Origin of the sequence: Bacillus sp. FJAT-27245 (assembly GCF_001273955.1) — a bacterium.
GTDB lineage: Bacteria > Bacillota > Bacilli > Bacillales > Cytobacillaceae > Bacillus_D.
Window position 1 is genome coordinate 34,841 of the sequence record NZ_LIGI01000001.1, and the last position, 12,925, is coordinate 47,765.

Annotated in this window: 22 protein-coding genes; all 22 read left to right on the top strand. The window is 46.1% G+C overall.

Annotation, left to right across the window (positions count from 1 at the left end; translation table 11 throughout):
• Nucleotides 1–34 precede the first annotated feature (34 nt).
• The 22 genes from rpsL to rplR all read left to right on the top strand — a co-directional run bounded on the left by rpsL (nt 35) and on the right by rplR (nt 12,901).
• The gene (rpsL, locus tag ADU24_RS00155) at nt 35–457 is read left to right on the top strand and encodes a 30S ribosomal protein S12 (protein WP_053364765.1); all 423 of its coding nucleotides are present in this window, start codon (nt 35–37) and stop codon (nt 455–457) included.
• A 44-nt stretch (nt 458–501) separates the two neighbouring features.
• The gene (gene rpsG, locus ADU24_RS00160; RefSeq protein WP_053364766.1) at nt 502–972 is read left to right on the top strand and encodes a 30S ribosomal protein S7; all 471 of its coding nucleotides are present in this window, start codon (nt 502–504) and stop codon (nt 970–972) included.
• Between the two features lie 154 nt (nt 973–1,126).
• Entirely contained in the window at nt 1,127–3,208 is a 2,082-nt protein-coding gene (fusA, locus tag ADU24_RS00165; RefSeq protein WP_053364767.1) for an elongation factor G, read from the top strand.
• Between the two features lie 115 nt (nt 3,209–3,323).
• Nucleotides 3,324–4,511: an elongation factor Tu gene (tuf, locus tag ADU24_RS00170; protein WP_053364768.1), complete on the top strand. Its 1,188-nt coding sequence runs from the start codon at nt 3,324–3,326 to the stop codon at nt 4,509–4,511.
• Nucleotides 4,512–4,931: 420 nt separating this feature from the next.
• A complete protein-coding gene (rpsJ, locus tag ADU24_RS00175; protein WP_053368705.1) occupies nt 4,932–5,240 on the top strand; it encodes a 30S ribosomal protein S10 in 309 nt (102 codons plus the stop codon).
• Nucleotides 5,241–5,275: 35 nt separating this feature from the next.
• Nucleotides 5,276–5,902, top strand: coding sequence for a 50S ribosomal protein L3 (gene rplC, locus ADU24_RS00180; RefSeq protein WP_053364769.1), 627 nt, complete (start codon nt 5,276–5,278; stop codon nt 5,900–5,902).
• 28 nt (nt 5,903–5,930) lie between these two features.
• Nucleotides 5,931–6,554, top strand: a complete 624-nt coding sequence (gene rplD / locus ADU24_RS00185) for a 50S ribosomal protein L4 (RefSeq protein WP_053364770.1) — start codon at nt 5,931–5,933, stop codon at nt 6,552–6,554.
• Nucleotides 6,551–6,838 carry a 50S ribosomal protein L23 gene (gene rplW / locus ADU24_RS00190; RefSeq protein ID WP_172797588.1) on the top strand — a complete coding sequence of 96 codons (288 nt, stop codon included), beginning with the start codon at nt 6,551–6,553 and terminating at the stop codon, nt 6,836–6,838. Before rplD ends, rplW begins: the two co-directional genes overlap by 4 nt.
• Before the next feature lie 28 nt (nt 6,839–6,866).
• Nucleotides 6,867–7,697 (top strand): 50S ribosomal protein L2, encoded by an 831-nt coding sequence (gene rplB / locus ADU24_RS00195; protein WP_053364772.1) that lies wholly within the window; start codon nt 6,867–6,869, stop codon nt 7,695–7,697.
• A gap of 60 nt (nt 7,698–7,757) precedes the next feature.
• Nucleotides 7,758–8,033 carry a 30S ribosomal protein S19 gene (gene rpsS, locus ADU24_RS00200; protein WP_053364773.1) on the top strand — a complete coding sequence of 92 codons (276 nt, stop codon included), beginning with the start codon at nt 7,758–7,760 and terminating at the stop codon, nt 8,031–8,033.
• A 20-nt stretch (nt 8,034–8,053) separates the two neighbouring features.
• The gene (rplV, locus tag ADU24_RS00205; RefSeq protein ID WP_053364774.1) at nt 8,054–8,395 is read left to right on the top strand and encodes a 50S ribosomal protein L22; all 342 of its coding nucleotides are present in this window, start codon (nt 8,054–8,056) and stop codon (nt 8,393–8,395) included.
• A gap of 3 nt (nt 8,396–8,398) precedes the next feature.
• Nucleotides 8,399–9,055 carry a 30S ribosomal protein S3 gene (gene rpsC / locus ADU24_RS00210; RefSeq protein ID WP_053364775.1) on the top strand — a complete coding sequence of 219 codons (657 nt, stop codon included), beginning with the start codon at nt 8,399–8,401 and terminating at the stop codon, nt 9,053–9,055.
• A 2-nt stretch (nt 9,056–9,057) separates the two neighbouring features.
• The gene (gene rplP / locus ADU24_RS00215) at nt 9,058–9,492 is read left to right on the top strand and encodes a 50S ribosomal protein L16 (protein ID WP_053364776.1); all 435 of its coding nucleotides are present in this window, start codon (nt 9,058–9,060) and stop codon (nt 9,490–9,492) included.
• Nucleotides 9,482–9,685, top strand: coding sequence for a 50S ribosomal protein L29 (gene rpmC, locus ADU24_RS00220; RefSeq protein WP_043931561.1), 204 nt, complete (start codon nt 9,482–9,484; stop codon nt 9,683–9,685). The genes rplP and rpmC overlap by 11 nt, the downstream gene beginning before the upstream one ends.
• Nucleotides 9,686–9,704: 19 nt before the next feature.
• A complete protein-coding gene (gene rpsQ, locus ADU24_RS00225; protein WP_053364777.1) occupies nt 9,705–9,968 on the top strand; it encodes a 30S ribosomal protein S17 in 264 nt (87 codons plus the stop codon).
• 39 nt (nt 9,969–10,007) lie between these two features.
• A complete protein-coding gene (gene rplN, locus ADU24_RS00230; protein WP_053364778.1) occupies nt 10,008–10,376 on the top strand; it encodes a 50S ribosomal protein L14 in 369 nt (122 codons plus the stop codon).
• Between the two features lie 54 nt (nt 10,377–10,430).
• Nucleotides 10,431–10,736 (top strand): 50S ribosomal protein L24, encoded by a 306-nt coding sequence (rplX, locus tag ADU24_RS00235; RefSeq protein WP_053364779.1) that lies wholly within the window; start codon nt 10,431–10,433, stop codon nt 10,734–10,736.
• A gap of 25 nt (nt 10,737–10,761) precedes the next feature.
• Nucleotides 10,762–11,301 (top strand): 50S ribosomal protein L5, encoded by a 540-nt coding sequence (gene rplE, locus ADU24_RS00240; protein WP_053364780.1) that lies wholly within the window; start codon nt 10,762–10,764, stop codon nt 11,299–11,301.
• A gap of 24 nt (nt 11,302–11,325) precedes the next feature.
• Complete coding sequence (rpsN, locus tag ADU24_RS22425) at nt 11,326–11,511, top strand: 30S ribosomal protein S14 (RefSeq protein ID WP_009499044.1); 186 nt, start codon at nt 11,326–11,328, stop codon at nt 11,509–11,511.
• A gap of 29 nt (nt 11,512–11,540) precedes the next feature.
• Nucleotides 11,541–11,939: a 30S ribosomal protein S8 gene (gene rpsH / locus ADU24_RS00245; RefSeq protein WP_053364781.1), complete on the top strand. Its 399-nt coding sequence runs from the start codon at nt 11,541–11,543 to the stop codon at nt 11,937–11,939.
• A gap of 30 nt (nt 11,940–11,969) precedes the next feature.
• Nucleotides 11,970–12,506: a 50S ribosomal protein L6 gene (gene rplF / locus ADU24_RS00250; protein ID WP_053364782.1), complete on the top strand. Its 537-nt coding sequence runs from the start codon at nt 11,970–11,972 to the stop codon at nt 12,504–12,506.
• 32 nt (nt 12,507–12,538) lie between these two features.
• Nucleotides 12,539–12,901, top strand: coding sequence for a 50S ribosomal protein L18 (gene rplR / locus ADU24_RS00255; protein ID WP_053364783.1), 363 nt, complete (start codon nt 12,539–12,541; stop codon nt 12,899–12,901).
• The last annotated feature ends 24 nt before the right edge of the window (nt 12,902–12,925 follow it).

Sequence of the window (12,925 nt, forward strand, 5' to 3'; positions counted from 1 at the left end):
TGGGTCTACAAATGTCGTGAAGGGAGGAAAAAACATGCCTACAATTAACCAATTAGTGCGCAAGCCTCGTAAATCCGTTGAGGAAACTTCGAAGTCCCCTGCGCTTAACAAAGGTTACAACAGCTTTAAAAAATCACAAACAAACGTATCATCTCCACAAAAACGCGGTGTTTGCACCCGTGTTGGTACGATGACTCCGAAGAAACCGAACTCAGCGCTTCGTAAGTATGCCCGTGTGCGTCTGACTAACGGAATCGAGGTAACTGCCTACATCCCTGGTATCGGCCACAACCTTCAAGAGCACAGTGTTGTTCTTATCCGTGGCGGTCGTGTAAAAGACTTACCGGGTGTTCGTTACCACATTGTACGTGGCGCTCTTGATACAGCTGGTGTAAACAACCGTATGCAAGGCCGTTCAAAATACGGCACCAAGCGTCCGAAAGCAGCTAAAAAATAATCGTTGAACACTAAATAGAAGATTTTCTGAAAGGAGGAAAAAATATGCCTCGTAAAGGTCCTGTTGCAAAAAGAGACGTTTTGCCAGATCCGCTTTACAATTCTAAGCTAGTTACCCGCCTGATCAACAAAATGATGATCGACGGTAAGAGAGGTACATCCCAGGCAATTCTTTACAACGCATTCGATATCATCCGTGAACGTTCTGGAAAAGAACCAATGGAAGTATTTGATGCTGCACTAAAGAATATCATGCCTGTACTTGAAGTAAGAGCACGCCGTGTTGGTGGTGCGAACTACCAGGTTCCAGTTGAGGTGCGCCCAGACCGACGCACTACACTTGGACTCCGCTGGTTGGTGAACTACGCAAGGCTTCGTGGCGAAAAGACAATGGAACAGCGTCTTGCCAATGAAATCCTTGATGCAGCAAACAACACTGGCGCATCTGTCAAGAAGCGTGAAGACACACATAAAATGGCTGAAGCCAACAAAGCATTCGCACACTACCGCTGGTAGAATAAAAAAGTTTAAGCGCCCGCGATGGGCCCTTAAACCAGACAAGCTATATAGAACCTTACCTGGCCGGGGAATCTTCCCGGCTTCAGGCACGGTTGGTGCAAGCTTGCAGACGAATCTTTAAAACACTCATACAAGGAAGGAGAAAGACCCAATGGCAAGAGAGTTCTCCTTGGAAAAAACTCGTAATATCGGGATTATGGCCCATATCGATGCGGGGAAGACAACCACCACTGAACGTATCCTTTACTATACAGGGCGTATTCATAAACTGGGTGAAACTCACGAAGGTGCAGCCCAGATGGACTGGATGGAGCAGGAGCAAGAGCGTGGGATCACAATCACTTCCGCTGCAACAACCGCATCATGGAAGGACCACCGTGTAAACATCATTGACACACCAGGGCACGTAGACTTCACAGTTGAGGTAGAACGTTCACTGCGCGTACTTGATGGTGCGGTTACTGTCCTTGATGCCCAGTCGGGCGTTGAGCCTCAAACCGAAACTGTATGGCGCCAGGCAACTACCTATGGCGTTCCTAGGATCGTATTTGTTAACAAAATGGATAAAATCGGTGCGGACTTCCTTTACTCTGTAGGCACATTGCGTGACCGCCTGCAAGCAAATGCACATCCAATCCAACTTCCGATTGGTGCTGAAGACCAATTCACAGGCATCATCGACCTTGTAGAAATGAAAGCTACTTTCTACGGCAATGATCTTGGAACTGACATTGAAGTCAGTGATATTCCAGAAGAATACCTTCCACAGGCTGAAGAATACCGTGAGAAGTTAATTGAAGCGGTTGCTGAGCTTGATGAAGAGCTTATGGAAAAATACCTTGGCGGAGAAGAGCTTACGAATGAAGAAATCAAAGCTGCCATCCGTAAGGGCACACTTTCTGTTGAATTCTACCCTGTTCTTTGCGGTACCGCATTTAAAAACAAGGGTGTTCAATTAATGCTTGACGCGGTAATCGACTATCTTCCGGCACCGACTGATGTTGCGGCAATTAAAGGGCATCTGCCAGGCGATGAAGAAACAGTTGTTGAAAAGCACTCAAGCGATGAAGAGCCATTCGCTGCTCTTGCATTTAAGGTTATGACTGACCCTTATGTCGGTAAACTAACGTTCTTCCGTGTATACTCCGGTACTTTGGAATCTGGATCCTATGTCCAGAACTCAACTAAAGGTAAACGTGAGCGGATTGGACGTATCCTGCAAATGCATGCAAACAGCCGCCAGGAAATCTCGAAGGTATATTCCGGAGATATTGCTGCTGCAGTAGGTTTGAAGGATACCACTACAGGCGATACACTTTGTGACGAAAAGAACCCTGTTATTCTTGAGTCCATGAAGTTCCCTGAGCCAGTTATCCAGCTTTCTGTTGAACCTAAGTCAAAAGCAGACCAGGACAAAATGGCGACTGCGTTGCAAAAGCTCCAGGAAGAGGATCCTACATTCCGCGCCCATACTGACCAGGAAACTGGACAGGTTATTATCGCGGGTATGGGTGAGCTTCACCTGGATGTCCTGATTGACAGGATGCGCCGTGAATTCAAGGTAGAAGCAAACGTGGGTGCTCCTCAGGTTGCCTACCGCGAAACATTCCGCGGATCAGCTCAGGTTGAAGGGAAATTTGCCCGTCAGTCTGGTGGACGCGGACAATACGGCCACGTTTGGATCGAGTTCTCACCAAACGAAGAAGGAAAAGGCTTTGAGTTCGAAAACGGAATCGTAGGCGGTGTCGTTCCACGTGAATACATCCCTGCTGTACAAGCTGGGCTTGAAGACGCGCTTGATAGAGGCGTACTTGCCGGTTACCCGTTGGTAGACATCAAAGCTAGGCTTTTCGACGGTTCTTATCATGATGTTGACTCTTCCGAAATGGCGTTTAAGATTGCCGCTTCCATGGCACTTAAGAATGCTGCTTCGAAATGTAGCCCTGTAATCCTTGAGCCGGTCATGAAGGTAGAAGTAGTAATCCCAGAAGAATATCTTGGAGATATCATGGGACAAATCACTTCCCGCCGCGGCCGTGTTGAAGGAATGGATGCAAGAGGAAATGCACAGGTAGTCCGCGCGATGGTTCCCCTATCAGAAATGTTTGGTTATGCAACTGCCCTTCGTTCTGGCACACAAGGCCGTGGAGTGTTCTCCATGCACTTTGACCATTATGAAGAAGTACCGAAATCCATCTCTGAGGAAATCATCAAAAAAAATAAAGGTGAATAATTGATTTTCACCTTTCAATCAAGTATAACTACTATGTAAGCATAGGCTGGGTATGGCTTGCCATTCCCAGCCCCAAATAATACTTAACTTTTTAAAATTAAAGGAGGAAATCCTAATGGGTAAAGCTAAATTCGACCGTTCCAAGCCACACGTTAACATTGGAACAATCGGTCACGTTGACCATGGTAAAACTACTTTGACTGCTGCAATCACAACTGTCCTTTCAAAAGCTGGCGGTGGGGAAGCACGCGGTTATGATCAAATCGACAACGCTCCAGAAGAAAAAGAGCGTGGAATCACAATCTCAACTTCTCACGTTGAGTATGAAACTGCTAACCGCCACTATGCACACGTTGACTGCCCAGGGCACGCTGACTATGTTAAAAACATGATCACTGGCGCTGCTCAAATGGACGGCGGTATCCTAGTAGTATCCGCAACTGACGGCCCAATGCCACAAACTCGTGAGCATATCCTTCTTTCCCGTCAGGTAGGCGTTCCTTACCTTGTTGTATTCATGAACAAGTGCGACATGGTTGACGACGAAGAACTTCTTGAACTAGTTGAAATGGAAATCCGTGACCTTCTATCTGAATACGAGTTCCCTGGCGATGACACTCCAGTTATCAAAGGTTCTGCTCTTAAAGCTCTTGAAGGCGATGCTGCATGGGAAGCAAAAATCATCGAGCTTATGGATGCTGTTGACAGCTATATCCCAAATCCAGCACGTGACACTGAGAAGCCTTTCATGATGCCTGTTGAGGATGTATTCTCCATCACTGGCCGTGGAACAGTTGCTACTGGACGCGTAGAGCGCGGACAAGTAAAAGTTGGTGACATTGTTGAAATCGTTGGTTTCACTGAAGAGCCAAAATCTACAACTGTAACTGGTGTAGAAATGTTCCGTAAGCTTCTTGACTATGCAGAAGCTGGAGACAACATCGGTGCGCTTCTTCGTGGCGTAGCGCGCGAAGATATCGAGCGTGGACAAGTTTTGGCTAAGCCAAAGTCCATCACTCCGCACACAAAGTTCAAAGCTGAAGTTTACGTTTTGTCAAAAGAAGAAGGTGGACGCCATACTCCATTCTTCTCTAACTACCGCCCACAATTCTACTTCCGTACTTCTGACATTACAGGCATCTGTAACCTTCCAGAAGGCGTAGAAATGGTTATGCCTGGCGATAACATCGAAATGTCAGTTGAGCTTATCGCTCCAGTCGCGATCGAAGAAGGAACTAAGTTCTCTATTCGTGAAGGCGGCCGTACAGTAGGCGCTGGCGTAGTTGCTTCTATCGTTGAATAATTTTTCTGTAAAAAAACGGATGGGTGACGACCCATCCGTTTTTTATTGTTTTTAAAAAGCTGTATTTGATAAACGATTGCCGACAAAAATCGAGTTCCTTCTATAATAATGTAAACAGGAAACGAGAAAAAGCTGGAACTTTCCAAAATAACTTTCAGTTTTACAACGGACTATAAAATAAAAGAAAACATTGCAATCACCGTACCATGCCGCTATAATAGTAAAAGTGCGCAAAACATAAAAAACACTTGAATGTTATTGCGTTTGAGTGATGTTTTATGTATAATAGACAATGTTGGTCTTTGACTGCGATGATGTGAGAGGTTGCTGACACACCCGGCCGCTTTGCCATGGCGAGTGTGCAGGAGATTTTCACGGAGAATGTCTATTTTCAAAATAGGCGAAAAGGAGGGAAAAATAATGGCAAAACAAAAAATTCGTATCCGTTTAAAAGCGTATGATCACAGGATTCTGGATCAGTCCGCAGAGAAAATCGTTGAAACAGCCAAGCGTTCAGGTGCTGCAGTGTCTGGCCCGATTCCGCTTCCGACTGAAAAGACGGTTTACACGATCCTTCGTGCGGTCCACAAGTACAAGGATTCCCGTGAGCAATTCGAGATGCGAACACACAAGCGTCTGATCGACATTGTGAACCCAACTCCACAAACAGTTGATTCACTTATGCGTTTAGACCTGCCATCCGGCGTAGACATCGAAATCAAACTATAAACATCATAAATAAACTTATTCAGGAGGTGTGACGAATGACCAAAGGAATCTTAGGAAGAAAGATTGGTATGACTCAAGTGTTTGCTGAAAACGGCGATTTAATTCCTGTAACAGTTATTGAGGCGGCTGCCAACGTTGTCCTTCAAAAGAAGACTGTTGAAAACGACGGTTATGAGGCTGTCCAGATCGGTTTTGAAGACAAACGTGAAAAGCTTGCCAATAAGCCTGAAAAAGGGCATGTTGCCAAAGCGAACACTGCTCCTAAGCGCTTCATTCGCGAATTCCGCGGAGTAGACTTGGCAGCATATGAAGTTGGTCAGGAAGTCAAAGTTGATATTTTTGCAGAAGGCGACATCGTGGATGTTACCGGAGTATCGAAAGGTAAAGGATTCCAGGGCTCTATCAAGCGCCACGGTCAATCCCGCGGCCCAATGTCCCACGGTTCCCGCTACCATCGCCGCCCAGGTTCCATGGGACCAGTTGCCCCGAACCGCGTATTCAAAGGCAAAGCATTGCCAGGACGCATGGGTGGAGAAGTAATTACAGTTCAAAACCTTGAAATTGTAAAAGTAGATACAGAGCGCAATCTGCTTCTTGTAAAGGGCAACGTGCCTGGAGCCAGGAAAGCAATGATCAAAATTAAAAGTGCGGTAAAAGCATAGGACTTCTTAAGAAAGGAGGAACAAAGGAATGCCAAAAGTAGCATTATTTAACCAAAACGGTTCCCAAGTTGGGGAAATCGAACTTAATGATACAGTTTTCGGCATTGAGCCAAACCAGCATGTGCTTTTCGAAGCTATTCTGATGCAAAGGGCTTCAATGCGCCAGGGAACACACAAAACAAAAATTCGTTCTGAAGTAGCCGGCGGCGGACGCAAGCCGTGGAGACAAAAAGGAACAGGCCGTGCGCGCCAGGGATCAATCCGCTCACCACAATGGAAAGGCGGCGGTACAGTTTTCGGTCCGGTGCCACGCAGCTACAGCTACAAATTGCCAAGGAAAGTACGCAGGCTTGCGATTAAGTCAGCCCTTTCCACAAAGGTACTTGAAGAAAACATCGTGGTACTTGAAAGCCTTGCTTTCGAAGGGCCAAAAACAAAAGATTTCGTGAACGTCCTAAAAGGACTTTCCGTAGAAAAGAAAGCACTTGTTGTAACTGCTGACCTTGATGAAAACGTAGCATTGTCTGCAAGGAACATTCCTGGCGTTACTGTAGTAGCGGCCAACGGCATCAATGTCGTGGATGTCCTTAACCATGACAAGCTAATCATCACCAAAGCAGCGGTTGAAAAAGTAGAGGAGGTGCTTGCATAATGGATGCACGCGATGTTATTAAGCGCCCCGTTATCACCGAACGTTCTACTGATTTGATGGCTGAGAAGAAATACACGTTCGAAGTTGACGTTAGAGCCAATAAAACACAAGTAAAAGACGCTGTGGAAAAAATCTTTGGCGTTGATGTTGAGAAAGTAAACATCATGAACTACAAAGGTAAATTCAAGCGCATGGGCAAGTTTGGCGGATACACAAACAAACGCCGCAAGGCTATTGTTAAGCTGACTGCCGACAGCAAAGAAATCGAAATTTTTGAATCCTAGAATTTAACTAGAAGAGGAGGGAATAGAAATGGCGATTAAAAAGTACAAACCTACCTCTAACGGTCGTCGCGGCATGACAGTTTCTGATTTCGCGGAAATCACAACTAGCACCCCGGAGAAATCCTTGTTGGCTCCGCTGACAAGAAAGGGCGGCCGTAATAACCAAGGTAAGTTAACTGTTCGTCATCAAGGTGGCGGCCATAAGCGTCAATACCGTCTAATCGACTTTAAACGCGATAAAGATGGCATTCCAGGACGCGTTGCCACTATCGAATATGATCCAAACCGTTCAGCAAACATTGCACTAATCAACTATGTGGATGGGGAAAAGCGTTACATCCTTGCTCCTAAAAACCTTAAGGTTGGCATGGAAGTAATGTCCGGCCCAGAAGCTGATATCAAAATAGGGAACGCACTTCCACTTGCTAATATCCCGGTTGGTACAGTTGTCCACAACATCGAGCTTAAGCCTGGAAAAGGCGGACAATTGGTTCGTTCCGCAGGTACATCTGCACAGGTTCTCGGTAAAGAAGGCAAATACGTACTTGTACGTTTGAACTCCGGTGAAGTCCGCATGATCCTTGCGACATGCCGTGCTTCTATCGGCCAGGTTGGAAACGAGCAGCATGAACTGATCAACATCGGTAAAGCTGGACGCTCCCGCTGGTTAGGCAAGCGCCCAACTGTCCGCGGATCTGTTATGAACCCGAATGATCACCCACACGGTGGTGGTGAAGGACGTTCCCCAATCGGACGTAAATCACCTGTATCACCATGGGGCAAGCCAACTCTTGGACGCAAAACGCGTAAAAAGAAGAACAAGTCCGATAAATTCATTGTACGACGCCGTAAAAAATAACGTGATTGAACTACGGTTCAGAAACCGAACCGTAGAACGGTCTCGAAGGGAGGTACCCACATGGGTCGCAGTTTGAAAAAAGGACCTTTTGTTGATGATCATCTACTTAAAAAGGTCGAAAACCTTGGTGCTGACAGCAAGCATGTAATCAAAACTTGGTCACGCCGTTCAACAATTTTCCCACAATTCATTGGCCACACAATCGCTGTGTACGATGGACGGAAACATGTACCAGTATATGTCACTGAAGACATGGTAGGACACAAGCTTGGAGAATTCGCTCCGACACGTGCTTATAAAGGCCATGGCAATGACGATAAGAAAACCAGACGTTAATGAGAGGAGGGCATCACATCATGCAAGCTAAAGCTGTTGCAAGAACAGTCCGTATTGCTCCTCGTAAAGCTCGTTTAGTCGTAGATTTAATTCGAGGAAAGCAAGTTGGCGAAGCGGTAGCCATTTTAACTTTGACTCCAAAGGCTGCTTCTCCAATCGTTGAAAAAGTATTGAAGTCTGCTATGGCAAATGCAGAACACAACTATGAAATGGACGTTAACAATCTTGTGGTTGAGCAAGCATACGTTGACGAAGGGCCGACACTGAAGCGTTTCCGCCCGCGTGCACAAGGCCGTGCCAGCGCGATTAACAAGCGTACGAGCCACATCACAATCGTTCTATCAGAAAAGAAGGAGGGATAATTAGTGGGTCAAAAAGTAAATCCAATTGGTTTGCGTATCGGCATCATTCGTGATTGGGAATCCAAATGGTACGCAGGTAAAGACTTTGCAGATCTTCTTCATGAAGACTTGAAAGTTCGTGAATACATCCAGAAGCGCCTGAAAGACGCGTCTGTATCCAAAGTTGAAATCGAACGCGCTGCAAACCGTGTTAACGTTACTGTACACACTGCGAAGCCAGGTATGGTAATCGGTAAAGGCGGTACAGAAGTTGAAGCGCTCCGTAAAGCGTTGAACCAGCTTACTGGCAAGCGTGTCCACATTAATATCCTTGAAATCAAGAAAGCTGACATCGATGCGAAGCTTGTTGCCGAAAACATCGCTCGCCAGCTAGAAAACCGTGTATCTTTCCGCCGTGCACAGAAGCAAGTTATCCAACGTGCTATGCGTGCAGGAGCAAAAGGTATCAAAACAATGGTATCCGGCCGTCTTGGCGGTGCAGATATCGCTCGTTCTGAACACTACAGCGAAGGAACTGTTCCCCTTCATACACTTCGTGCAGACATCGACTATGCAACTGCCGAAGCAGATACTACTTACGGCAAGCTTGGCGTAAAAGTATGGATTTACAAGGGTGAGGTCCTTCCAACTAAGAAGAAAACTGAGGAAGGAGGCAAATAATCATGTTATTGCCTAAGCGTGTAAAATACCGCCGTGTGCACCGTGGAAAAATGCGCGGTCAAGCAAAAGGCGGAACTGAAGTAACTTTTGGTGAATTCGGTTTGCAGGCAACTGAAGCCTCCTGGATCACGAACCGCCAGATCGAATCTGCCCGTATCGCGATGACTCGTTACATGAAGCGTGGCGGTAAAGTTTGGATCAAAATTTTCCCGCACAAGCCATATACTGCAAAGCCCCTTGAAGTACGGATGGGTTCCGGTAAAGGTGCTCCTGAAGGCTGGGTAGCAGTTGTAAAGCCTGGCAAGATCATGTTCGAAATTGCCGGCGTCTCAGAAGAGATCGCACGTGAGGCACTTCGCCTTGCCGCGCACAAACTTCCTGTTAAGTGCAAGTTTGTAAAACGAGAAGAAATTGGTGGTGAATCAAATGAAAGCTAATGAACTTCGTGACCTAACCACTGCCGAACTAGAACAAAAAGTCAAGTCATTAAAAGAAGAACTATTCAACCTTCGCTTTCAATTGGCGACTGGACAGCTTGAAAACACTGCCCGCATCAGGGAAGTGCGCAAGTCGATCGCCCGCATGAAAACTGTTGTCCGTGAAAGAGAAATCGGCGTTAACAATCGATAATTGAGAGGAGGTCCGCCTAATGAGCGAACGCAACCAACGCAAAGTTTACACCGGACGCGTGGTTTCCGACAAAATGGATAAGACTGTTACTGTTCTTGTCGAGACACACAAAAAGCATCCTCTTTATGGTAAACGCGTTAAATACTCTAAAAAGTTTAAGGCGCATGATGAGCAGAACCAAGCAAAGATTGGTGATGTTGTACGCATCATGGAAACTCGCCCGCTTTCGGCTACAAAACGCTTCCGACTTGTAGAAGTGATTGAAAAAGCAGTTATTATTTAATTGTTCGGATAAGCTTTCATCCGAAGGGAGGTTACACGCATGATTCAACAGGAAACACGTTTAAAAGTTGCTGACAACTCTGGTGCCCGTGAAGTTCTGACAATTAAAGTGCTTGGTGGCTCCGGCCGCAAAACTGCCGGCATTGGCGATGTGATCGTCTGCACAGTGAAACAAGCAACACCAGGTGGCGTTGTTAAAAAAGGTGATATTGTTAAAGCAGTTATCGTACGCACTAAGAGCGGTGCACGCCGTGCAGACGGAACTTACATTAAGTTTGACGAAAACGCATGTGTAATTATCCGTGATGACAAAAGCCCACGCGGAACGCGTATATTTGGGCCGGTTGCACGTGAACTGCGCGACAGCAATTTCATGAAAATCATTTCCCTTGCTCCAGAAGTACTTTAATTAGCAGTACTTGCAATAAACCAATCTTAAATGCCTTTAAGGAGGTGCGCACAGATGCATGTAAAAAAAGGTGACAAAGTAATGGTCATCTCTGGCAAGGATAAAGGCAAGACAGGAACAATCCTCGAAGCTTATCCGAAGCAAAACCGTGTCCTCGTAGAGGGAGTCAATATCGTCAAGAAGCATTCAAAACCTTCCCAGGCGAATCCCCAGGGCGGCATCAGCAGCCAGGAAGCACCTGTACACGTATCAAACGTTATGCCTATCGACAAGTCCGGAAAGCCTAGCCGTGTTGGCTACAAAGTTGTTGACGGTAAAAAAGTACGCGTAACAAAATCCGGTGAAGTATTAGATAAATAGTTCATAAAGAAGGGAGGTACAATAGATGAACCGCCTAAAGGAAAAGTTTGTTAAAGAAATTACTCCTGCTCTAGTGAGCAAGTTTAACTATAAATCTGTTATGCAGGTTCCTAAAGTAGAAAAAATCGTTGTTAACATGGGTGTTGGCGATGCAGTCGCAAACGCAAAAGCCTTGGACAATGCTGTTGAAGAACTTACAAGCATTACTGGCCAAAAGCCGGTCGTTACTCGCGCTAAAAAGTCTATCGCTGGCTTCCGCCTTCGTGAAGGTATGCCAATCGGAGCGAAAGTTACTTTGCGCGGTGAGCGTATGTACGAATTCCTGGACAAATTAATTTCAGTCTCTCTGCCACGGGTGCGCGACTTCCGCGGTATTTCCAAGAAAGCATTCGATGGCCGCGGCAACTACACTCTTGGTGTGAAAGAACAATTGATCTTCCCTGAAATTGATTACGATAAAGTAAGCAAGGTCCGTGGAATGGATATCGTTATTGTAACGACAGCCAACACTGACGAAGAAGCACGTGAACTTTTAACTCAGTTTGGAATGCCGTTCCAGAAGTAATCTATTAATAAGGGAGGCGAAAACGTGGCTAAAAAGTCAATGATTGCGAAGCAAAAACGCACGCCTAAATATAAGGTGCAAGAGTATACCCGCTGCGAACGTTGTGGCCGTCCACACTCTGTATACCGCAAATTTAAGCTTTGCCGTATTTGTTTCCGTGAATTAGCATACAAAGGCCAGATTCCTGGTGTTAAAAAAGCTAGCTGGTAAACCCCAAGTCTGGGAAGGAGGTAAAAATAATGGTCATGACAGATCCAATTGCAGATATGCTTACCCGCATTCGTAATGCGAACATGGTTCGCCATGAAAAGCTGGAAGTACCTGCTTCCAATATCAAGAAAGAAATCGCTGAAATCCTTAAGCGTGAAGGTTTCGTGCGTGATGTTGAGCTGATTGAAGACAATAAGCAGGGCATCATCCGTATCTTCCTTAAGTACGGTGCAAACAACGAGCGCGTTATTACCGGCCTTAAAAGGATTTCCAAGCCTGGCCTTCGTGTTTATGCAAAATCAACAGAAGTGCCTCGCGTACTGAACGGCCTTGGAATCGCCCTTGTTTCAACTTCACAAGGTGTCGTTACTGATAAAGAAGCCCGCGCAAAGCAAATCGGCGGAGAAGTACTCGCATACGTCTGGTAAGAAGTTTTTGAATGAATGGAGGTGCACTAAATGTCTCGCATAGGAAAAAAACCAATCGAAATTCCAGCAGGAGTTACGGTTGCTCTAGATAATAACACTGTTACAGTAAAGGGCCCTAAAGGCGAATTGGTTCGTTCTTTCAGCCCTGAAATCAGCATCCTTGTAGAAGATAACACCGTTACGATTACACGCCCTTCCGATGCAAAGGAAATCCGTGCCTTACATGGTACTACACGCGCTGTACTCGCCAACATGGTTGAAGGTGTTTCCAAAGGCTTCGAAAAGGGATTGGAGCTTGTAGGGGTTGGTTACCGTGCTTCCAAGCAAGGTAGCAAGCTTGTACTTAACGTTGGATATTCCCACCCGGTCGAAATCGAGCCTGAAAAAGGACTTGAAATTGAAGTGCCTGCCAATACAAAGGTAATTGTGAAAGGCTACGACAAAGAACGTGTTGGAGCTCTTGCTGCAAACATCCGTGGCGTCCGTCCTCCAGAGCCTTACAAAGGCAAAGGGATTCGCTATGAAGGCGAAGTTGTCCGCCGTAAGGAAGGTAAAAAAGGTAAGTAATGCCGCATAGTAATACGAAAGGAGTGACGTAAATGATTACGAAGCTTGATAAAAACATGAGCCGTAAGAAAAGACATGCACGCGTCCGTTCAAAGCTTAGCGGAACAGCTGCCCGTCCCCGTCTGAATGTGTTTCGTTCGAACAAACACATTTACGCTCAGTTAATCGACGATGTGAACGGAGTTACTCTCGCTAGTGCTTCGACAATGGATAAAGATTTCGGAACTGAAGTTACCGGAAACACAGAAGCTGCGCAAAAAGTCGGAGAACTTATTGCGAAGCGCGGAGTCGAAAAAGGCATCACTTCGGTAGTCTTCGACCGCGGAGGGTACCTCTACCATGGCCGCGTCCAGGCTCTTGCAGATGCTGCCCGCGAGAACGGCTTGCAATTTTAATAGACAAAGGAGGGACACACAAAG